This window comes from Bradyrhizobium sp. LeoB3 (assembly GCF_055456055.1).
This window is the reverse complement of record NZ_JBVBEF010000058.1, coordinates 1-21307: the sequence shown is the minus strand read 5'-3', so window position 1 is coordinate 21307 and position 21307 is coordinate 1. Positions and strand designations below refer to the sequence as shown.

The window sequence follows — 21307 nt, the reverse complement described above, 5'->3', positions numbered from 1 at the left end:
GCGCTCCCCTCACGCCTCTCCCAGATCGATCTGCGTCAATATCCCCTGCCGCAGCGCCAGCCGTACCAGCTCGATATCCGAGCCGACGCCGAGCTTGTCCTTGATGAGGGAGTGCAGGTTCGCCACCGTCTTGGGACTGATGTGAAGCGCCTCGGCGATTTCCTCGGTCGTCCTCTCGGCCAGCAGCATGCGCAGCACTTCGAATTCGCGCGCGGAGAGAACATCCGCGGCAGCGGCTTCGCCGGTGAGCCGGCTGAGCGCCAGTTCATGATCGATATCAGGACTGATCGCGATCTTTCCGGCCAGAACATCCATCACGGCGTGCACCAGCGTCTCGGGCGGGCTTGTCTTGGTGACATAGCCGCTGGCGCCGGCACGGATTGCCTGCACCGCAAAGGCCGCGTTCTGGTGCATCGTGAACACGAGGATCCTGGCGCGCTTGTCCCATTGCCGGATGCGCCTGATCGCCTCGATGCCGCCGATGCCGGGCATGCTCAGATCCATGATAACAAGGTCGGGCTCGGTGGCTTTGAACAGCCGATAGGCCTCGGCGCCATCGGAAGCTTCGGCAACGACGCGCAATCCCGGCTGCTTCTGCAGCACCGAGCGATAGCCCTCGCGAACGACGGCGTGATCGTCGACCAGCATGATGGCGTGGCCGCCGCCATTCATGCCGCACGCTCCAGGGTGGCGCCATGCTGTCTGGACGGCGCGACGGGAATAACGACGCGCAAGGTAGAGCCGCCGTTTTGCCCGGCTTCAAACCTCAGCCGCCCTCCGAGGGCGGCGACGCGCTCGCGCATCCCGAGCAAACCCATTCCGGATTTCACGGCGGGATCGCCGAGCCGGCCATCATCCTCGATGTCGAGCTCGATTGTAGCGCCCTCATTCGAGGGAGCCTCCGCCTCACGCATGCTCAGTCGTAGCATGACCCGCGTCGCGCCCGCATGCTTGGCCGCGTTGGTGAGCGCTTCCTGCACGATGCGGTAGAGATTGGCGCTGACCGCCGCAGGCGTATTCTCCAACCGACCGAAAAAAATGATTTCGAAGCGGGGCTGTCCCCGGCTGCGCCCGTTCCAGCCGGCGACCAGACCTTCCAGGCTTGCCGCCAGTCCAAGTTCCTCGACGTCGGGCGGACGCAATCTGAACAGCGCGCCGCGCAGGGTCTCCATCATGTCGGTCGCAATCCGCGCAATGCCGTCGCATTCGGCGAGCATGGCGGGACAATCCTGTCCCGCGGTATGGCGGGCCGATGCCGCCAGCGCGCGAATCGCGGCGAGCGACTGCCCGAATTCATCATGCAGCTCCCGCGCAAGATGTCGGCGCTCCTCGTCCTGCAGCGCGATCAGCCTGCGGGTCAATTCGCTGCGCTCCGACAGCGCCGTGCCGAGGCTCTCCGCGAGGTGATTGAACACGTCGCGGATGGTCGAAAGCTCGGCAAGATCGAACGGCGGCAGGCGCGCGGTGAGGTCGCCTGCGGCGATCCGCTCAAGACCGCTCCGGATCAACCGTGTCGGACGCAGCGCGCGTGCAAGGGCCGCATAGACCAGCGCGCACAATAACGGCAGCGCGAGCGCGAGCACGGTCATCAGACGGCCCGCTTCGTGCCAGGCCCCGGCCGTGAGCACGGCCGGATCAACCCAGACGACGGCTTCGCCGATGATGGCGCCGCGAGACATCACGGGCCGCGTGGCCTCTCGGCCGGGATCGAACAGGCTGCGATAGAACGCCGCGAATATTTGTGGCGGAGCGCTGTCCTCGTTCGGCGCGCCGCCGCAGAAGCGCTGCCGGATATCGCCATCGCTGGCGCGAAACGCAAGACAGAGACCGGGCGTTATGGCCGCCGTCGCGACATTGTCGAGGTCGGGAAATTCGGGCCGCGGATTGTTCACCCACTGGATCTTGTTTTGCTGCAGCTCCAGCGTCTTTGCCGCGACGTCGGCGATCGCATTGGTCCTGGCGCGCACGGACCTATCGGCGTCGATGAGGAAATAGGCCGAGATGGCCGCAAAGCAGAGGGCAGATACGGCTGCAACGCGCAGCATCAACCGTACCTTCAGATCGCTCCTGTGGTCCCACATCTTGCGGATCCCCCTCGCGCGGACAACTTTGGACTCCCGCTCTACGAGCGGGACCCATACATTTAACGGCAGAATGCAAGCGGCGGAAAGCAATGCTCGCAACCCGAGAATGACGTCGTGAAGTTTTCCCGGCTGCCGTCGGGAGGGCTCAGCTTCAGCGGTGGGCCTGGTCGGCATAGCCTGGACGCCGCCATGATCACCGAAAGGTCCGCCGATGCGCCGATCCCGTCTTGGTTTGCTCACCGTTGCCGTGCTTGGGCTCTTGCTGGGCTTCGGTTCCGCCAATGCCGATACCGGAGCGCCCGCAGCCCGGTCTCTGGGTGTCACGATTGAAGACTTCGGCTATCTCGACACCTCGGGCGAGCCTATCGATCAGACCGCCGCCCATCAAAAGCGCCTGCAGGCGTTCATGGCCGCGCTGAGACGCGACGTCGAGGCGGACGGACACTACCGCCTCGTTCCGCCCTCGACGGACGATCGGGCGACGTCCGCCGAGCGCATGCAAGCCGCCGCGCAAGGCGGCGCCAACGTCCTGATCACAGGCGCGGTGCAGAAGATGAGCACCCTGGTCCAGTTCGCAAGCGCGGCGGTCATCGACGTCGGCACCAACCGTATCCTGTTCGAAAGGCGCTACACGTTTCGGGGCGACAATGACGAGGCGTGGGATCGCGCCGAGACCTTCCTGTCCCGCGACATTCGTGCGGCACTTGCGGCGCAGCTAGCAGCTTCTGCGGCAATTGCGTCTGCGCCTATCGCGCTTGCGGTGTTCGACTTCGAGCTGGAAGATACCACTGCCGCCGCTCAGGCAAGCGGTGTCGCGGCTTCGGATGCGGCACAATTGGCCGATGCCACCAATGGCGTTCGCGAACTGCTCGCGCAATCGGGCCGTTACCGGGTGATCGAGACCAGCGGCACGAACGCGGAAGCGGTCAAGACGCATACGCTGCGCGACTGCGGCGGCTGCGAAGCCGGCATCGCCCTGAAACTCGGCGCGGATCAATCGCTGATCGGCGTGGTGCGGCGGGTCAGCCGCACCGAATACACGATCGGATTTCAAGTCCGCGACATCAGAACCGGCGCCGTCGTTTCGCGGGCCGACAGCGGGCTTCGCATGGGCGCCGACTATTCGTGGCGGCGGGGCGCCGTGCGCCTGGTCAAGGATCACCTGCTCGAGAGGCAGGCTCAGCAGTAAGCGGCTGCACACGACCCGCCACCTCGGAGCGCCGGCCGGCGGCGGCCCGAACAACCGCGTTGGCAACAGCAGTGATGTCAGAGCATGTTGCCGATGATCTTCGTCATCTCGGCCGCCGAATACGCCCGCAGTGTCTCGCTGCGAACATTGCCAAGGGCGCCGAGGCTGAGACTGAGCGACATGGCGGACGACTCATCCGGCGCCTCGAGGAAGGTCACGACGTCATATCGCCCCTGGGTCCAGCAGATCTCCTTCACCGTCACGCCGAACGTCTTCGCCATTTCCTTGAAAGCTTCCGCTCGCTTCGGAGAGTCCTTGGCGTTGCGGATTCCCTGATCGGTGAACTTCGCCAACACGACATAAGTTACCATGGCCGTCCTCCCTAGGTTAGGACCCTGTGCAACTTGGCATGAGGAAGTCGCGCTGAGCATGCCACAGCGGCCCGCAAGCGGCCACAGGCTCCTTGAGGAAGGTCATGGGACGTGACCAATTTTGCCAGGCGGCTTCAATTTGGCTACGATGACGCCATGGCACCGACAAGAATCCTGATCGTCAATCCCAACACCACCGTCACGATGACCGAGACCATCGCCGCCGCGGCGCGCGCGGTGGCATCTCCCGGCACTGAGATTGCTGCCGTGACCTCGGCGATCGGGCCGGTCTCGATCGAAGGATATTACGACGAGGCCTTCGCGGTCCCCGGCCTGATCCAGGCGCTACTCGGCGCGCAGGACGCCGATGCCGGCATCATCGCCTGCTTCGACGACACCGGATTGGATGCGGCGCGATCGGCGGCGCCATTCCCGGTGGTCGGCATTTGCGAGGCGGCGCTGGTCACCGCCGGCCAACTCGCAAAGCGCATCGCGATCGTCACCACGCTGCCGCGCTCGGTCGTGCCGCTGCAAGAGCTGGTGCGTCGCTATGGATTTGCCGAACGGGTCTCGGTGACAGCATGCAACGTCGCGGTGCTCGATCTGGAAAAACCGGGCTCGGGCGCGGAGGAAAAGCTTCGCGCCGAGATCGAGCAGGCGCTGGACCGCGGCGCGGAGGCGATCGTGCTGGGCTGCGCCGGCATGGCCGACCTTGCGGCCGCACTGTCGCAGAAATTCGGCGTCCCCGTCATCGATGGCGTCGCCGCCGCGGTGAAGCAGGCCGAGGCCCTGGTCGGCCTCAGGCTCACGACCTCGCGCCGCGGCGCCTACGCGCTTCCAGCCGCGAAGGGCTACATGGGCTTGCTCAAGGAATTTGCGCCTAAGGCGACATGATTCGTCATTGCGAGCGCAGCGAAGCGATCCATGCCGCCACTTGCGGAGACGTGGATTGCTTCGTCGCTTCGCTGCTCGCAATGACGGTGGAAAGGCTCACGCTGCTGGCGGCGCGCCGTAGATGCGGTCGCGCAAGCGGCGCATCCCGGCGAGCCAGCGGTCACGATTGGACGCTTTTCGCTGTATGTACTCCTGCACCTGCGGATGCGAGAGGATCAGGAAGCGTTCTTCCGCCATCGCCTCGATCACGATGCGCGCGACTTCGGCCGGCTGCATGACGCCATCGACCCGCGCCGCGCTCGGGCCCGGCGTGGTCATGCCTGTCTGCACCGATTGCGGGCACAGCACGGAGACGCGGATGCCGCGGTCGCCATACTGGATGGCAAGATGCTCGGCGAGCGCGACCGCGGCGTTCTTGGTCACGCCATACGGCATCGAGTTCAGCGACGCCAAGAGACCCGCGGCGGACGCTGTGTTGAGCAGATAGCCGGAGCCGCGCGCGAGCATGCCGGGCACCAGCGCCCGCGCCGCGAACACGTGGCTCATCACATGCACGCGCCAGCTCACATCCCAGTCGGCGTCGGAGGCGGTCTCCTGTCCCTTGCGCGACAGCCCGGCATTGGAGAAGAAGATGTCGACCGGGCCATATTTGGCTTCCGCCGCCGCGACTAGCGCCTTGATGTCCTCTTCCAGCCCGACATCGGCGGTCACCGCCAGCCCGTCGATATCGCCGGCGACGCTCGCGAGCCGCTCGCGCGTGGTCTTGAGATCGGCGACGACAACGCCGCGGGCCCCAGCCTCGGCATAGGCCCGCGCCACGGCCTCGCCGATACCGCCAGCCGCTCCGGTCACGACGCAAACCTTGTCTTTCACATGCACGACGGAGCACTCCCTTTTCGGTTTGACTCCATCTTTTCGCCGCCCGGTGGCGCTGGCAACCGGTTTCTGAACGGCGCCTCTAGGCCCGATTCGGACGCAATCAGGACCGCGGAACCGCTCGCCCGTGGCTTGACTCGGGCTGGAAACTCGATTTCATATATGCAAATAAGAAGTCATATATGAAATGAGGAAACCATGGCCGTCCTGCCCGAAGCTGCCATCAACCACTACCGCGAGCACGGCTACTACGCGCCGATCAGGGTCATGTCGGCGGGCGAGGTCGAAGGCATTCGCGCGAAACTGGAGGCGCACGAGGCCGCGTACGGCCTGCTCAAGGGATCGATGCGCCACAAGAGCCATCTGCTGTTCACTTGGCTTGATGGCCTGATCCGCCATCCGGCCATTCTCGATGCAGTCGAAAGCGTGATCGGCCCTGACATCCTCTGCTGGAGTTCCACCTTCTTCATCAAGGAGGCCCGCGATCCCGGCTTCGTCTCCTGGCATCAGGACTCGACCTATTGGGGACTCGATCCGGCCGATATCGTCACCGCGTGGGTCGCGTCCGAAAGCACCGCCGAGAATGGCGCCATGCGCGTCATTCCCGATACCCAGACGCTGGAGCAGGTCGCCCACCGCGACACCTTTGCGACCGACAACCTGCTGACGCGCGGGCAGGAGATCGCGGTCGACGTCGATGAGAGCAAGGCGGTGATGCTGCAGCTTCAGCCCGGCGAGATGTCGCTGCATCACGTCCGCCTGATCCATGGCAGCGACCCGAACCCATCGGGCAAGCGCCGGATCGGCTTTGCCATCCGCTATCTGCCGACCCATGTGCGGCAGGTGGTGGGAACGAACGACAGCGCCACGCTGGTGCGTGGCGTCGACCGCTACAGCAACTTCGCGCCGGAATATGCTCCGGAGAGCGACCTGTCCGAGGCCGCGATAGCCTTCCACGCCCACGTCATGGGCGACCAGCAGAAGGTCTTGATGCGGAACACGCAAGCAAGCGCCATGCGATGAGCATGCCGCCGATGGAGAGCAAGCCCAGATGACCGACCTGATTACCGATCCCAACGATCCCCGGCGCCGCATGTTCGGCGATTACCGGTTGAAGCCGAACAGCGGGGTCAATCCACCCTACTCGCCGGCCTATCCCGTGGAGTGGGGCTGCACGTTGCGGACGGTCGAGATCATGACGCGCGTCGCGCCGGGCAAGGTGGCGAGCCTGCTTGCGGATACCCCGTTCGAGATCGCGAGCGACCGCGTCGCCTTCCGTTTCATGGTGTCGCCGGGCCATTCGCTGGCGGTGCATGCCGGCCAAATGTTCGATCTGATGATCACGGTTCCCGTGCGCTACAAGGGCCTGTTCACCGAGACGCATATCTTCATGTATTGCAGCGACCCGATGGGGATCTGCGCCGGCCGTGAGGTCTTCGGCTACACCAAGAAGGATGCGCACTACACCTTCAATGAGCAGCCGGACGGCTCGATCAACGGATCGGTCAGGCGGCGCGGCATTGCGCTGGCGGACTTTTCCTTCACGCCCGATCCGAAGGCGCCGGTCGTCCGCATCGTCGACGGCAACGAGCTGCCCGCCGGCGAAATCCATGTCCGCCGCCTGCCGCATCCGGAGCGCCTGGAGACGGCCTATGCCGACATCGCTTATCGCCGCACGCCGCTGAAATATTCCGCGCCGCTGCCCGGCCGCGCCTCGATGACGCTGCACGCGAGCGAATACGACCCGATCGCGGATCTCAAGCCGGAAATCCTGGGCGCGCAATTCATGGTGTCCGAGGTCTATGGCGGCGGTTTCGAGGTCGAAGACCGGCGGCTGATCGAGCGCCTGATTCCGTAAACGACAACATCGACCCGCGCGCCAAGCACGCGCGGGCGCAACCATCCGTGCGAGAGCGCGGACCATACAAGGGAGGGTTTTGGATATGATAAAGTCTATTTCGTTGAACCGCCGCCGGCTGATGGCCGGCCTTGGCGGCATGGCATTGGGCCTTGCCAGCTTCGGCGTAGAGGCACAGGAGCCCGGGCCGCTTCGGCTCGGCGTGCTTACGGATATGTCGAGCCTCTATGCCGATGTCACCGGACCCGGATCGCTGCTGGCGGCGAAGATGGCGGTGGAGGATTTTCAGGCCTCGCCGCACAAGATGACCAGGCCGATCGAAGTCATTAGCGGCGACCACATGAACAAGGCCGATCTCGCCGCCAACATCGCGCGCGAATGGATCGACCGCAACAAGGCCGACGCCATCATCGACGCGCCGAATTCCTCGGTGGCGCTCGCGGTGCGCAACGTCGTGCAGCAGAACAACAAGACGCTCCTGGTGTCGGGCGCGTCCTCGTCCGATCTCACCGGCAAATCATGCTCGCCAAATCTTGTGCACTGGACCTACGACACCTACGCGCTGTCGTCCGGCGCCGCGCGGGCGGTCGTTGGCAGCGGTGGCAAGACCTGGTTCACGCTGACCGCCGATTACGCGTTCGGGCACGCGATGGAGGCGGACATCAAGAACGTCGTGCAGAAACTCGGCGGCAATGTCGTCGGCGGCGTGCGCACGCCGATCAACAGCCAGGATTTCTCCTCCTTCCTCTTGCAGGCGCAGAGCTCGAAGGCAGAGGTCATCGCCCTGATCAATGCCGGCGGCGACACCATCAATTCGATCAAGCAATCGGTCGAGTTCGGCATCCCGCAGGGCGGCCAGCGCGTGGTCGCGACCGTGCTCTATCTCAGTGACGTGCATTCGCTGGGGCTGAAGACGGCGCAGGGCCTGCAGTTCACCGAATCCTTCTACTGGGATCTCAACGACGATACCCGCGCCTGGGCCAAGCGCTTCGCGCCGCGCAACGGCGACCGCTATCCGACCGCGCTGCAGGCCGGTGTCTATGCCGCCACGCTGCACTACCTCAAGGCCGTCGACGCGCTTGGTGCGTCCAGCGACGGCAAGGCAGTTGTGCAGGAGATGAAGAAGCTGCCGACGGACGATCCCCTGTTCGGCAAGGGCAGCGTTCGCGCCGATGGCCGCAAGCTGCACAACATGTATCTGTTCGAGGTCAAGAAGCCGGAAGAGTCCAAATATCCCTGGGACTATTACAAGCTGATCAAGACCATTCCGCCGAGCGAAGCGTGGCGGCCGCTGGAGGAAGGCGGCTGTGACTTCCTGAAATCATGAAGGGCGACGTAGCGCTCGTCACCGGTGGTGGTGGCGACATCGGGCGGGCGATCGCGGTCGCGCTGGCCCGAACCGCCCCGGCCGTCGCGATCGTCGATATCGATGAGGCGGCGGCCGCAGCGACGGCGCGCCTGGTTGAAGCGGCCGGCGCCAAGGCGCTGGCCGTCCGCGCCAACGTCTCCAGCGCGCCGGAGACGTTGGCGTTTATCGAAACGATCGAGCAGAAGCTGGGTCCGATCGGCATCTTCGCCAACAATGCCGGGATCGAGGGCGTGGTCGCACCGCTGCACGAATACCCTGACGATACGTTCGACCGGCTGATGCAGGTCAATGTCAAGGGCGTCTTCCTCGGTCTCAAATACGTGCTGGCGAGGATGAGGCCGCGCGGCCGGGGCGCGATCGTCAACACCGCATCGACCTCGGCGATCCGTGGCCGTGCGGGGCTCGCCGGCTATGTGGCGTCCAAGCATGCGGTGCTCGGCCTGACCCGCACCGCGGCGCTGGAAGTGACGGGAACGAAGATCAGGGTCAACGCGATCCTGCCGGGGCCGATCGAGTCGCGGATGATCCAGGAGCTCGAGGACCAGGCGCGCGAGCGGTCCGTCACGCCACGCCGCAGCGGTGGTGCGCCGTACGGGAAGCCGGAGAATATCGCCGATGTCGTCGCGTTTCTTGCCTCCGACGCCGCCGCGCATGTCAACGGCGCCGCCTGGGTCGTCGATGGCGGCATGACGGTAGGTTAGAGACGCTCCCTTCACCTCTCCCGCTTGCGGGAGAGGTCGGATCGCATCGTCAGATGCGATCCGGGTGAGGGCTCTGTCCACACGAAGAGTCTCGCCTCGCGGAGACACCCCCACCCCGGCCCTCCCCCGCAAACGGGAGAGGGAGCACACCTCCACCGTGCCTGCCACTCGACTTCTAAGGCACGCCGCCGATCTTCTCCGAGATGATCTTCGCAGCAGCGCGCAGCTCGGTGGCGATGGTGGCGGCTTCGCCGGCGGAGATGCGGCCCTCTCGCACCAGCGGCACGGTCAATGCGGCGACCGCACGGCCGGAGGCTTCGACGATCGGGCAGCTATAGGCGAGGATACGCGTATAGCCGTCGTCGTTGGAGAAGTTGCCGCCTTCCTCCGAGATTCGGTCGAGCGCCGCGAGCGCCTTCTTGCCGCTGATGCGATCATTGGCGGCGATGACTTCCGCAAGCTCCTCGCGCCGGCCTTCGAGCTGGAACGCCGCCAGCACCTTCGCCGACGCGTATTGCTGGGTCAGCGGAAACACGGCGCCGACCTTGACCGACCAACCCATCAGCCATTCCGGCTCGATCCGCGCGATCACCATGAACTGCTCGCCGTGCAGCACGGTGAGATGGCAGGACAACCGCACCCGGCCGGCAAGCTGCTCCATCACGGGCAGCGCGGCCTTCAATAGCCGTTCCGCCGGCGGGAATTGCGAGGCGATCCGGAACAGTTTCAGCGTCAGCGTGTATTCACCCGTCGCCGGATCGCGCGTGACATAGCCGCGGCGCTCCAGCGCCACCAGCATGCGGAAGATCTCGCCGACGGAGCGGCCGACCCGCTCGGCCAACTGCTTCTGGCTGAGACCGCGCGCCTCAGCCGACAGCGCTTCCAGGAGATCCAGCCCCTTTTCAAGGGCGGGAGCGCCCGGTTGCACATTCTTCGTCTTCTTCATCCGTGAAGCCTTGGGACATGCCAGCACATCATCTCCCTGCCGAGGCGGCAGGGAACGAAGCCTGGATGTACCTGATCACCCGCGCGACGAAAAGTTATCTGCGCGGCTGGTCCACGTGGGCCACCTCCACGCCTGTGAATTGCCTTAACGATTCGCGGCGATTGGCTTCCGCTCTGCGCCCCTTACGACCCGGCCGGTCGAAAACAGGCAACCATAGTCCGCGACATCGCTGTCGATGCCGTTCGACCTCATGAGGTGCCACACCATGCTCTGATTGCTCGTGAGCACGGGGACTCCTGAGACTCTCTCGAGCTCGGCAATCGCCGGCGCCGACTTGATTGCTGTGCAACTGATCAGGCAGGCATCCGCGCGCGGATCGATCGCCCCCTTGGCCCAGTCGAGGATCGCCTCGGGGCTGAGGCCCGCCATTTCCGAATTGGTGTTGATCCCGAGATTAGCACCGCCCGCGACCTGGAAACCGCTGGCTTCCAGGAACGCGATCTCGCGCGCGTGCACCTCATCGATATAGGGCGTCAGCAGCGAGACCCGCCTCGCGTTCAGGCGCGTCAATCCCGCCAGGATCGCATCCGCCGTGGTGAAGCAGCGGATGCCGGAGGCCGACTGGATGCGCTCACGGATTCCGCCGGCGAGCTCCGGCGCGAAGGTCGAGACCGCCGTACAATGGAATACGATGACATCGACCTCGGCGTCCGCCAGCAGCTCAGAGGCGGCCTCGAGCCGATCGAGCATGCGCATCAGCTCCGGCTTCGAGCTGCCGCGCAACGCCAGCCGTGTCACCAGCATGGAGACTTGCCGCGGCAGCATGGCGCGGATCTCCGGCTCGGCCACCGAATTCCCGGATGGAATGAGCAGCCCGGCGCGAAGCCGGCTGCCGTAGTCGATATCAGATAAGGTCGACATGGTCGTGGCCGTCAGGCCGCCGCGACGTCGTGCTGCGCGGCGTGCAGATAGCTGCGGTTGATGTAGTCGGCGGCTTGCGACTTGACGCGGTTGGGCACCGCGCGGATCAAGGAGCTGATCTCGATCAGCGCCTGCACCGCGGCGTCGTTCGCATCCCCATCGCGGGGGAAAATCTCATCCCTGGTGTATTCGTCCCAGGCGCGCTCGGCATAGCGCTGCGCGATCCCGGTTTCGGCGATCGCGATCGGGCTGACGCCGGCACGGTTGGCAAAGAACCACTCATGCGCCCGCACGAAGGCCCGCATGAAGCGGTGCATCGTGTCCGTATTCGCCTTTGCCCAGCGGCTGTCGACGTTCAGCGAGGTGAACTGGAAATACGGCACCTCCTGCCGCGGCTCGCACAGGCTGGGATAGCCCTGGTCGATCGCCATGTAATTCAGCGGCGCGCCCTGCAGGCCGGCATCGATCTCGCCGGACTGCAGCATCTGCCAGCGCGTCAGGATCGGGCCGACCGCACGGATCTTGTAATCGCGCGGGTATTCGAGGCCGCGTGCGGCGAGCAGCTTCATGACCAGCGACGAGCTGCCCGCCTCGATCGAGGAGACGCCGACGGTCTTGCCGCGCAGATCCTCCGCCGTCCTGATGTTCTTGCCGGTGATGAAGGAGAACGGCAGCCGGTTGACATTGCCGCCGACGATTTCGAGGAAGCCGCCGGCCTCGCTGTCGAGGATCACGTGCTCGGTGATCCCGTAGCCGAGCTCGGCGCGGCCATCACGAATGCGATTCGTCACCTCGTCGACGCCCTCATAAAGCTCGATCGCGACATCGAGCCCTTCATCTGCGAACATGCCGCGGTGCTTGGCGATCCAGACCGGCATGTTGAAGTAGTTCCGCGAGACCGCGGTGAATGTCAGCTTCTTCATGATTTGCTCCCTTAGACGACCGAAGCCGCGCGGTCCTGCAGTCTCGCTTCCGACGCGGCTGAAAGCCGGATCGGCGTCCGCGCCCCCGGGGTGATCACCACGGCACCGCCGAGCAGCAGCACGCCCGCAATCAGGAACGCGCCGGAATAACCGCCGGTGGTCGCGACCACATAGCCAGTGACGATCGGCGCGGCCGTGCCGAACAGATTGCCGCCCATGATCAAGAGACTGGTGGCCGCGCCGTTGTAGCGGCCGTCAGTCATCAGGTCGGCGGTGAGCGCAATGTTCATCGCCATTGCGGTGGCCACGCAGGCAAGCGAAATGCTGATCAGCATCGTAATGACCCAGATCGAATCGACCAGCGGAGCAGCGAGGATCACTGACGACAGCAGCAGCATCGCCGCGATCAGCTTGCGCCGGTCGGCATTCCCTCGACCTGATTTCTTCAAGAGGCTGTCGCTGAACCAGCCGAGGCCAAGGCCGAGGATCGCGGCCACGCCATAGGGAATGGCGGAGAACAGGCTCGACTTGAGCACATCCATGCCACGCGTGGCGGCGAGATAGCTCGGCAGCCAGGTCATGAAGAGATAGAGCGTATAGCCGGCGCAGCCTTGCGTGAGCGCCAGCGCCCACATCGAGGGGCTGCTCAGAAGTCCTTTCAGCGCGGCCGACTGATTTAACTCGCCGGCTCCCCGTGCGGCGATGGCGCCTCGGTTCTTCAGGATGAAATCGCGCTCTTGTGCGCTGAGCCACGACGCACGTTCCGGCTGGCGATACAGCGCGAACCAGAGCAGCGCGAGCACGACGCCGGCAGCGCCGGTGATGTAGAACGACTCGCGCCAGCCGAACGCGACGATCAGCGAGCCTACCACGACCGAGCCGACGCAAAGCCCGGCATGCGCGCCGCAATTGAGGAATGCCGAGGCGATGCCACGCTCGCCCTCGGGCGCCCATTCGCGGATGATCTTGCCGCCGGCGGGATAGCTTGCGGATTCGCCGACGCCGAGCACCAGGCGCGAGGCGAACAGCGAGGAGTAGGTCGTCGCAAGGCCGGTCCAGATGCCGGCCAGCGACCACAATCCGAGCGTCGTATAGGTGACGGCGCGGCCACCATACCGATCGGCGAGCAAGCCCATCGGGATCAGGCAGATCAGATAGGTCCAGAGAAAGGCGGAGAAGATGTAGCCCATGTCGATCGGCGTCAGACCGTAGGTCTCCGAGATCGACTTGGCCGCGACCGAGAGATTAACCCGGTCGAGATAGTTGATGAACATCAGCACGAACAGGCCAATGTAGACAAGATATCGCTTCTGAAGGGCCACCTGCGTTTCTCCCGCCGTCTCTTGTTTTGTTGTCGGCCCACGATGTCACAAACCGGTCGGATAAATAAAACTCATAATTTTCATGTTGAATATGAGTTGAATTCATACAGAAGGCGCCCAGGATGGACGCTGCGCCCCCTCTCCCGCAAGCGGGAGAGATGAAGGCGTGCCGCGCTAGAACTGCTTTGCGATCAGCGCGCGGAACCAGGTCTGGCCGGGATCGAGCGCGAAGCGCGGATGCCATTCGAGGTCGATCGCGAAGGTGACGTCATCAAGCGGAAAGCGGACCGCGACGCAGGGCAGCGGCGTCTCCCGGTCGCGTGCCCATCGCGCCGGTATGGCGGCGACGAGATCGCTGTTGGCCACGATATGGCGCGCATCCCGCCAGCTCGGCACATTGAACACGATCTGGCGATAGAGCCCGCGGATGCGCAGCGCATCATCGATCACATTGGTGCCGATGGTGCCGGTGACCTTGACATGCGAGAGCGAGGCGTAGAACGGCAGCGTCATCTTGCTGCGACGCGCCGGATTGGTCTTCCGCATCAGCACCACGAAGCGTTCGTCGAGCACGCGCAGCCGCTCGCGCCGGCCTTCCGGATTTCCCGACGAGGCAAGCCGGACGTGAATTTCGTCGCCGACGATCTCGTCCTCGCGCGCATCGCCGGTGAAATGCGCCGCATTGATGTGGATGCCGGGCGCCTCCTTGCGCAGGATCGGACACAAGCGCTGCAGCAGGTGGCCCGATACATATTCGGAGATCCGCAGCGTGAAGGTTCGCTCCGCGGTCGCGGGATCGAAGCTTGCGGATTTGTCGATAGTCCGCTCGATCTGCTCCAGCGCCGCATGCGTCGCATTGGCGAGTTCGAGCGCGCGCAGCGTCGGCTCCATCCCGTCGGGGGAGCGGACAAACAGCTCATCATTGAAGGTGTCGCGAAGCCGCCGCAGCGCGTGGCTCATCGCCGACTGCGTCAATCCCATGCGCCGCGCAGCCTTGGAAACACTGCGCTCGGCGACGAGGGCCTCGAGCATGACAAGCAGATTGAGATCGATGGTTCGGGGGCGCATGGCGGGCCGGCAATGGACGGAGACATTCTCCGCCTAGCCCTATCATGGGCCGATCCCGTTTCTCAAACCGGCCGTCCAAGCCCGGGCTATCGCGTCAGCCTATCTCGTCGGTGTCGGATAGACGAGCGATTGATCCTCGATCTCTTGAGCGGGCAATTTCTCGACGCCGGCCATCGTGTGCAATTGCGCCAGCGGCGGCATGGCCGCAGAGGTCAATTCAACCGGATGCGAATGCGCTCGCCAAAACAGGGTTCCAATAACAATTACAACGGCAATGGCGAAGACTGAAATCATTGAGCGGATCATATGAGGCATCTCCCTCTCCACTCAATTGAGTCCGTGCGATCAGCTTAAGGTTTCGAGACCCACGCCGATGTGAATGCGGCGCTAAACCCTGGCGCTCGGCAAGGCAAAGGCCGAGGTCGCCGATTCCTGGACGAAATTGTCGAGAATCACCGCCGCTCCAACCGCGGCAACGACCGCAAACAGGCAGGCCAGGACGAACGCGCGCATCGTGTTTCTCCTCTTCACGTCATTTTGTACCACAGTTCCGCAGCGAATGAGTCTCAGCCGGAGGCAAAAGCGGCGTTCAGGCCGAAAGCGCGAGCGCCTCGGCTTCGATGTCGATGAAGGCGCGCCCGAGCGCGCCGACCGATGCATAGAAATCAGCCGATTTTGCCCGTTCCAGGTCGATGAAGAAGCGCCTGATCCAGGGCGAAAGATGCCGCTCGAAGAAGTCACGGTCGGCACCATTGGGCGCCGCGATGCTGCCGCCAGCCAGACCCGCCATGATCTCGCAGAGGAATCCGGCGTGATCCTCCGGCTCCGTCCGTTCCGGCGCCTTTTCGATGCCGAGACTATCGAGCGTTTCTCGCACCCGAACGAGCGGCCGCCCGTACAATGTCTCGGCAAGATAATGCGACGCATAGGGCAGCAGTGCTCCGTCCCCCAGGCCAGCAAACAGCGCAAAGAACTCGCGCGACGCGCGCTCTTGATCGGTCCGCCCCGCCGCTTCGGCCAACGCGATATGCACTATTCCGATCGGGCTGGCATCGCCACGCAGGCCGGCGAGACGGGAAAGAAGTTCGGCGTCCGGGCTGCGCGTCAGCAGGGTCGCCAATAGCGCGTATTCCTGCGCCCGGGCGCGATCGATCTCGTCGACGATGCGCGGTGCAGTGCCCTTTGAAATTGAATCCGTCATGGTTCGATCCAAAAAGACATGGCGCCCTGTCGATCGCTATTGCGGCAATGCGCTGCCATGACGCCGCTTTCGGGGAGATTCTAGCGCTTGCTCGCGAGGGGCTTGCTCGCCTTGCGAGCCAAGGTCCTGCATTTCATTCGATTGTGCAGCGTCAGCTAGCGACGGTCCCTCTGTCGCGGGCGGAGGATCGAGAACGGGTTCGGCGGAATTGGCCGCCGCGGGCCGAACCGTATCGGCGGGCGACGTCATGTCTGAGAGCGTATCCGGAATCTGCTCCAGCCGCCGCGAGACCTGCGCGAGAAGGTCAGTGGCGTTTTCCGTCGGACCGAGCGGGCCGAACCCCGGAATTGCGGTCGGGTCGTTGAAATCCCACTGGTTCTCCGCGATGCCGATGAAGTCGCGAATAGCGGGATCGCTGGTCCAGGCCCGGCGCAATGCCGCGCGGGTCAATTCGGCCGGCACGCCGGCGCGCAGGAACGCGGCAATGTCGGTGTTGGCGACAATCGATTCGATTGACGGCAGGCTGGCGAGGTCGAACGGTTCATCGCCCGCCGCGTCGGCTGCAGGCGGCGCGGCTGCTTCTTCACGGCCGGTCGGAGCGACCGCCGCATCCCGGCGCTCTTTCGCGATCTGCTTCAGCCGCGCCCAGCGAAGGAAAACATTGTGCTCTTCAGCCACGGTGCACTCTCTCTTGTCCTAAGTCGGCGGCCCCTGCCGGTCGCGTTGCCGCTTGATGAAGGGGCGCTCGACATGATGCCGGGCGACAAATCGCTCGACGATCTCGGCGACGCCGGCAGGCATCGGCACCGCCTCGACGAGATTGCTTCCGGCGTCGGTGAACGCCTCGCCCTCGGCCGGATCCGCGGTGACGGCAAGCAGTTCGTAAGGCGGCTCGGAGCCGGTCGGGCGCAGATTGACCCACAGGGCGGGCGAGCCGGATGCAAGATTGTCGCGATAGTTGCCGGTCTCGGTGCGGTGCAGTTCGATCACCGCCTCGCCGGCATAGAACAACGTCACCTCTCCTTGCCTATCGAGCGGGGTCCACGGCGCCGCCGAGGGGCTTCCCACGAGCACCGAAACCGGTCGCCAGAGGACGTCGGCCCAGGCGCTCCTGCCCTTGCGCCGTTCGACCACAACGCCAACGGAAATGCGCTCCAGCGCCGTCGATATCAATTGACTGCCTCCGTGTTCGCAATCGGCAAGCCGGTGATGAGGTTTTGCGGCTTCAGCCGCAACGCCCCATCAGTGGTCATGGCGAGCAGCAAATAAACCGGCTCGCCCCTGACCTTTTCGATCATATAGGCGGGATCGCGGAACGTCAGCCGGAACAGGCCGATCAACTGAGCGCGCACGCCGTCGTCGAGATCATCGCCATGCCAGATCGCGTCGCCGATGCGAGTGGCGTCGGAGCTCAGTCCGACATACCAGTTCCATGATGCCTCGCGCAGTTCCGCCACAGGCTCGACCTTGACCTCGATCGCCAGCAGATGCGCAAGCCAACGGGCGATCACATCGCCGAGCGCGGCCATCCCCCGCCCACTGGCGGCGAGGTCGAGCGCCAGGTCGAACCGGTCGCTGCGCGCCCAATAGCCGCCCGCCGTGGACTCCTTCAGCACGTCGACCTCAGTGGCCTCGGGCAGCCCGAGCAGCGCCATCAGCGGCGACGCTGAATGCCGGCCGGTTGGCGAGCCCCGTTCCTCGTCAATGGCGAGAACCGAGGCCCCTTCGATCATGAGCTTCTGCGGCCGGAAGAACAGTTCGGCGGCGCGCAGGATGAAAGCATCGGGGCAATCATCCAGCGCGTTGCGCAGGATCAGTTGCACCAGTTGGCCGATGAAGAGCTGGGGAAAGGCGATGTTGCGCCTGATGATCGCCAGATAAGCGGCCTCGAGGCTCCCGTGCCTTACCAGGTGATCGCGCCAGGCGATCATCATCTGCCAGTTCTCGCGCGCATCAGCGTCGGCGATCGCATCGACTTGTGCGGCCGAGATCGGCAGCCGCGGGTGACTCAGCAGCGCGCGGTGCAACTCCTGCTCCGCCGCGCAGGCCTCCGGCGGCGGCATCAGTTCGGGCCGCGCCAGATAGGCTTTCAGGAAGTCGTCGGTGACCAGCAGCCGGCCGCTCTTGTCGCGGTCGAGCAGATGATGGCCGCAAGCCAGCCAGAAATCGCGCGGCGCACTCATCCGATGCTCCCTGCAAGTCGCTATGCCGCCATCGTATTTTGCCTGAGAGGCAGTATATACTTTGCACATGTTCCCGGCCAGTTTCGCCGGCTGTACCGTATGGCTACACGGGTTCGTGACCGCATGTCTGAGACCGAAAAGCGTGTTTTCATCTGTTCGTGCGAGGGCACGATATCGCTCGACGGCGATGCAATCAGCCGCGGCTGTCGTCACTCGCCGATGACGGCAGCGCAACTCTGCCGCGCCGAGATTGATCGCTTCCGAGCCATCGCCGCCGAAGACGGCCCGCTCACGGTCGCCTGTACCCAGGAAGCGGCGTTGTTCTCCGACGTGGCCGAAGAAAGTGGCCGCACACAATCCATACAATTCGCCAACATCCGCGAAACCGCCGGCTGGTCCGGCGATGCCGACCGCGCGGGGCCGAAAATGGCGGCGCTGCTTGCGGCGGCGGCCGAGACTGCACCGCCGGCACCATCGGTCGAACTCGAAAGCGGCGGCGTCATCCTGATCTACGGCCGCGATGAGAGCGCAATCGAGGCTGGCAATCTGCTCAAGGACCATCTCGACGTCACCGTGCTGATCGAGCCGCCCGCCGCCATCGCGCCACCGCGCAAGGACGAATTCCCGGTAGCGAAGGGAAAGGTGACCGCGGCGCGCGGCCATCTTGGCGCCTTCGAGGTCGTGGTCGACGATTTCGCGGAACCCGCACCCTCCTCGCGCGACACGCTGCTGTTCGGCCCTTCGCGCAACAATGCGCGATCGAACTGCGATATCATCCTCGATCTGACCGGCGGCGTGTCCTTGTTCCCGGCCGCGGATTTGCGCGACGGCTATCTGCGCGCCGATCCCGCTTCCCCCGCGGCGATGCTGCAGGCCGTGCTCAAGGCGCGCGATCTCGTCGGCACGTTCGAGAAGCCGCGCTACGTCACGTTCGACGCCAAGCTGTGCGCGCATTCGCGCTCGGGGCGCATCGGTTGCACCCGTTGTCTCGATCTCTGTCCCGCAGGCGCGATCACGCCGGCCGGCGATCATGTCGCGATCGATGCGAATATCTGCGCGGGCTGCGGCCAGTGCGCGGCGGCCTGCCCGACCGGCGCCGCCTCCTACGCGCTGCCGCCGGAAGACGCGCTGATGCGCAAATTGCGCGCGCTGCTGATCGCCTATCGCGAAGCCGGCGGCGAGCAGGCGATCGTGCTGGTGCATGACGATGCACATGGTGCGCCGCTGATCGACGCGCTGGCGCGGTTCGGCGATGGATTGCCGGCCAACGTGTTGCCGTTCGCGGTCAACGAGGTCACGCAAATCGGGCTCGAGAGCATCGCCGCCGCCTTCGCCTATGGCGCGTCTGCGATGCGTTTCCTGCTGCGGGCAAAACCGCGCCATGACGTTGCGGGCCTGACGCGGACGATGGCGATTGCCGATCCAATCCTGACCGGGCTCGGCTTCGGCACGGAGCGGATCGCCACCATCGAGACCGACGATCCGGACACGCTGCTTGGGACGTTGCGCGCGATCCCGTCATTGCCGCCGGCGCCGCGCCCGGCGAGTTTCCGGGCCACGGGAAAGAAACGCGACGTGCTGCGTTTTGCGCTCGGCGAATTGCATCGCGCGGCGCCAGCGCCTGCCGATATCATCCCGCTGCCCGCGGGCGCACCGTTTGGTGCGGTGGAAGTCAATGCAACCGGCTGCACGCTGTGCCTGTCCTGCGTATCGGCCTGCCCGACCAGCGCCTTGCGCGACGATCCCGAACGGCCGCTGCTGCGTTTCGTGGAGGACGCCTGCGTTCAGTGCGGCCTATGCAAGTCGACCTGTCCGGAGAACGTGATCACGCTGGTGCCGCGGCTCGATTTCGGCGCGGCAAGAGCCCCTGCCCGCATCCTCAAGGAAGAAGAGCCGTTCTGCTGCATCCGCTGCGGCAAGCCGTTCGGCGTCAAGAGCACGATCGAGCGCGTGGCCGCCAAGCTCGAAGGCAAGCACTGGATGTACAAGGGCTCACCGCGCAAGCTCGACGTCATCAAGATGTGCGACGATTGCCGCGTCAACTTCGTCGCCGAGCAGGGCTTTGAATCCTACGGCGTGGCGAGCCCGACCGTCCGCACCACCGACGACTATCTGCGCGAGCGCGACGACGCGCCACCGCCTCGCCGCGGCAGTCACGATTGAAAATGAGCAGCTATTCCGCCGGCGTCGCCGTAGGTTCGGCGCGCCCTTCCCCCGCAAGCTTCTTGGCGAGCCATTGGTCGTGATGTTCCTTGGCCCAGTTGAGGTCGACCTCGCCGGTGCCCATCGCCTCGAAGGCGCCTTCCATCCCGACCGTGCCGATATAGATATGGCCGAGGATCAGGGCGATGAACAGGATAGCCGTCACGGCGTGCACCACCTGCGCGAGCTGCATGCCGAGGATATCGGTCCCGTAGAACGGAAACAGCAGCAGGAATCCCGAGGCTGACACGGCAATGCCGGCCGCGATCGACAGCCAGAACACCAATTTCTCGCCGAAATTGAAGCGGCCCGCCGGCGCGTGTCTGTTCTTGATGAAGCCGCCGCCCTGCTTGAGCCAGTCGATATCCACCTTCTCCAGGAGATTGTCCCTGAAGAAGATCACCATGATCAGGAGGAGGCCGGCCACGAAGGCAAAGCTCGTGAAGTTGTGGATGTACTTCGCGATCTCCGAGATGGTGGCGAACATATCCGGCCCAACGAGCGGCAGCAGCAGAGCCTTGCCGAACGTGATGTTCAATCCGGTCAGTCCGAGGATGACAAAGGAGGCCGCCGTCAGCCAATGCGCGAAGCGCTCGAACGCCTCGAAGCGGACCACTTTCTGCCCCGAGCGCCCGGCTGAGATCGGGAGCCGTCCGAGGATCAGATAGGCGATCGCCAGCAGCAGGACCGTGCCAAGGATCACAATCGCACCGCCCCAGCGCAGCAGGACCTGGTGGAAATATTCCCAGGTCCGGCCCGCCGGCTGGATCAGTACGCTGGCCCTGGTGTCGGGAATGTCGATGCGGCCGGTGATGCGCGGCATCTGCTGCAGCAATTCGTGCTGGCTGGTGACGCTTGCGGTCGGATTGGGTGCGCCATCGGGACCGCGCTCTTGTGCGAACACGGGCGCCGCCGCTGATATCGCAAGCAGCGCCAGGACGAAGGTCGCCAGACGAAAGCGTGCGAGAAACGTCATGACCGTTACCCTGTTCTCATCCCGCGCCCATCGCGGGCCGCCTGAGCCTGTCCGCTCAGACCCCGACGTCCTCGTGGTACGCCGTGGTCCAGCCCCAGGCACCGGAACCATAGCCGCGCTTGCGCACCCGCTCGCCATAGATCTGAGCGATGATGTCGCCATCGCCGGCGAGCAGCGACTTGGTCGAGCACATCTCCGCGCACATCGGCAATTTGCCCTCGCC

The 21307-nt window shown here is 64.7% G+C and carries 23 protein-coding genes and 1 pseudogene; 7 read left to right on the top strand and 17 right to left on the bottom strand.

The window, feature by feature from the left end; all coding sequences use genetic code 11:
* Positions 1-9: 9 nt before the first annotated feature.
* The gene (locus ACZXDY_RS29595) at positions 10-672 is read right to left on the bottom strand and encodes a response regulator (protein ID WP_464347934.1); all 663 of its coding nucleotides are present in this window, start codon (positions 670-672) and stop codon (positions 10-12) included.
* Positions 669-2081, bottom strand: coding sequence for a HAMP domain-containing sensor histidine kinase (locus tag ACZXDY_RS29590; RefSeq protein WP_464347933.1), 1413 nt, complete (start codon positions 2079-2081; stop codon positions 669-671). The genes ACZXDY_RS29595 and ACZXDY_RS29590 overlap by 4 nt, the downstream gene beginning before the upstream one ends.
* Before the next feature lie 214 nt (positions 2082-2295).
* On the opposite strand from ACZXDY_RS29590, the gene ACZXDY_RS29585 reads away from it, so the two are divergent.
* The gene (locus tag ACZXDY_RS29585) at positions 2296-3273 is read left to right on the top strand and encodes a DUF3280 domain-containing protein (RefSeq protein WP_464347932.1); all 978 of its coding nucleotides are present in this window, start codon (positions 2296-2298) and stop codon (positions 3271-3273) included.
* A 77-nt stretch (positions 3274-3350) separates the two neighbouring features.
* Here ACZXDY_RS29585 and ACZXDY_RS29580 read toward each other — a convergent pair whose 3' ends face one another.
* A complete protein-coding gene (locus ACZXDY_RS29580) occupies positions 3351-3644 on the bottom strand; it encodes a GYD domain-containing protein (protein ID WP_028168477.1) in 294 nt (97 codons plus the stop codon).
* Positions 3645-3800: 156 nt separating this feature from the next.
* Here ACZXDY_RS29580 and ACZXDY_RS29575 point away from each other — a divergent pair, with 156 nt between their 5' ends.
* A complete protein-coding gene (locus ACZXDY_RS29575) occupies positions 3801-4538 on the top strand; it encodes an aspartate/glutamate racemase family protein (RefSeq protein ID WP_028168476.1) in 738 nt (245 codons plus the stop codon).
* A 96-nt stretch (positions 4539-4634) separates the two neighbouring features.
* Here the strand turns inward: ACZXDY_RS29575 and ACZXDY_RS29570 are convergent, their stop codons facing one another.
* Positions 4635-5417, bottom strand: a complete 783-nt coding sequence (locus tag ACZXDY_RS29570) for an SDR family oxidoreductase (RefSeq protein WP_464347931.1) — start codon at positions 5415-5417, stop codon at positions 4635-4637.
* A gap of 195 nt (positions 5418-5612) precedes the next feature.
* Between ACZXDY_RS29570 and ACZXDY_RS29565 the strand changes: the two genes are divergently transcribed.
* The 4 genes from ACZXDY_RS29565 (at position 5613) to ACZXDY_RS29550 (ending at position 9342) form a co-directional block, all read left to right on the top strand.
* Entirely contained in the window at positions 5613-6437 is an 825-nt protein-coding gene (locus tag ACZXDY_RS29565) for a phytanoyl-CoA dioxygenase family protein (RefSeq protein WP_464347930.1), read from the top strand.
* Positions 6438-6465: 28 nt separating this feature from the next.
* Positions 6466-7272 carry an acetoacetate decarboxylase family protein gene (locus ACZXDY_RS29560; protein WP_207231086.1) on the top strand — a complete coding sequence of 269 codons (807 nt, stop codon included), beginning with the start codon at positions 6466-6468 and terminating at the stop codon, positions 7270-7272.
* 85 nt (positions 7273-7357) lie between these two features.
* Complete coding sequence (locus tag ACZXDY_RS29555; RefSeq protein WP_464347929.1) at positions 7358-8599, top strand: ABC transporter substrate-binding protein; 1242 nt, start codon at positions 7358-7360, stop codon at positions 8597-8599.
* Positions 8596-9342 carry an SDR family NAD(P)-dependent oxidoreductase gene (locus tag ACZXDY_RS29550; RefSeq protein ID WP_464347928.1) on the top strand — a complete coding sequence of 249 codons (747 nt, stop codon included), beginning with the start codon at positions 8596-8598 and terminating at the stop codon, positions 9340-9342. The genes ACZXDY_RS29555 and ACZXDY_RS29550 overlap by 4 nt, the downstream gene beginning before the upstream one ends.
* A 175-nt stretch (positions 9343-9517) precedes the next feature.
* Here ACZXDY_RS29550 and ACZXDY_RS29545 read toward each other — a convergent pair whose 3' ends face one another.
* From ACZXDY_RS29545 to ACZXDY_RS29495, 11 genes are all read right to left on the bottom strand, one after another.
* Positions 9518-10288 carry an IclR family transcriptional regulator gene (locus ACZXDY_RS29545; RefSeq protein ID WP_464347927.1) on the bottom strand — a complete coding sequence of 257 codons (771 nt, stop codon included), beginning with the start codon at positions 10286-10288 and terminating at the stop codon, positions 9518-9520.
* 144 nt (positions 10289-10432) lie between these two features.
* Positions 10433-11209 (bottom strand): maleate cis-trans isomerase family protein, encoded by a 777-nt coding sequence (locus ACZXDY_RS29540; protein ID WP_464347926.1) that lies wholly within the window; start codon positions 11207-11209, stop codon positions 10433-10435.
* A gap of 11 nt (positions 11210-11220) precedes the next feature.
* Positions 11221-12132, bottom strand: coding sequence for an ABC transporter substrate-binding protein (locus ACZXDY_RS29535; protein ID WP_464347925.1), 912 nt, complete (start codon positions 12130-12132; stop codon positions 11221-11223).
* An 11-nt stretch (positions 12133-12143) separates the two neighbouring features.
* A complete protein-coding gene (locus tag ACZXDY_RS29530) occupies positions 12144-13454 on the bottom strand; it encodes an MFS transporter (RefSeq protein ID WP_464347924.1) in 1311 nt (436 codons plus the stop codon).
* Between the two features lie 174 nt (positions 13455-13628).
* Positions 13629-14522, bottom strand: a complete 894-nt coding sequence (locus ACZXDY_RS29525; RefSeq protein WP_464347923.1) for a LysR family transcriptional regulator — start codon at positions 14520-14522, stop codon at positions 13629-13631.
* A gap of 99 nt (positions 14523-14621) precedes the next feature.
* Complete coding sequence (locus tag ACZXDY_RS29520) at positions 14622-14837, bottom strand: hypothetical protein (protein WP_464347922.1); 216 nt, start codon at positions 14835-14837, stop codon at positions 14622-14624.
* A gap of 72 nt (positions 14838-14909) precedes the next feature.
* Positions 14910-15035, bottom strand: coding sequence for a hypothetical protein (locus ACZXDY_RS29515; RefSeq protein WP_283807046.1), 126 nt, complete (start codon positions 15033-15035; stop codon positions 14910-14912).
* A gap of 76 nt (positions 15036-15111) precedes the next feature.
* On the bottom strand, positions 15112-15723 hold the full coding sequence (locus tag ACZXDY_RS29510; RefSeq protein WP_464347921.1) for a TorD/DmsD family molecular chaperone: 612 nt from the start codon (positions 15721-15723) through the stop codon (positions 15112-15114).
* Positions 15724-15759: 36 nt separating this feature from the next.
* Positions 15760-16401, bottom strand: coding sequence for a DUF3306 domain-containing protein (locus ACZXDY_RS29505; RefSeq protein WP_464347920.1), 642 nt, complete (start codon positions 16399-16401; stop codon positions 15760-15762).
* A gap of 18 nt (positions 16402-16419) precedes the next feature.
* Positions 16420-16896, bottom strand: coding sequence for a DUF3305 domain-containing protein (locus tag ACZXDY_RS29500; RefSeq protein WP_464347919.1), 477 nt, complete (start codon positions 16894-16896; stop codon positions 16420-16422).
* Entirely contained in the window at positions 16893-17906 is a 1014-nt protein-coding gene (locus ACZXDY_RS29495; protein WP_464347918.1) for a DUF6352 family protein, read from the bottom strand. Before ACZXDY_RS29495 ends, ACZXDY_RS29500 begins: the two co-directional genes overlap by 4 nt.
* 171 nt (positions 17907-18077) lie before the next feature.
* Here ACZXDY_RS29495 and ACZXDY_RS29490 point away from each other — a divergent pair, with 171 nt between their 5' ends.
* Complete coding sequence (locus ACZXDY_RS29490; RefSeq protein ID WP_464347954.1) at positions 18078-20069, top strand: 4Fe-4S binding protein; 1992 nt, start codon at positions 18078-18080, stop codon at positions 20067-20069.
* Between the two features lie 10 nt (positions 20070-20079).
* Here the strand turns inward: ACZXDY_RS29490 and ACZXDY_RS29485 are convergent, their stop codons facing one another.
* Positions 20080-21084, bottom strand: a complete 1005-nt coding sequence (locus ACZXDY_RS29485) for a formate dehydrogenase subunit gamma (RefSeq protein ID WP_464347917.1) — start codon at positions 21082-21084, stop codon at positions 20080-20082.
* A gap of 55 nt (positions 21085-21139) precedes the next feature.
* A pseudogene (locus ACZXDY_RS29480) lies at positions 21140-21307 on the bottom strand (formate dehydrogenase); the annotation flags it as partial.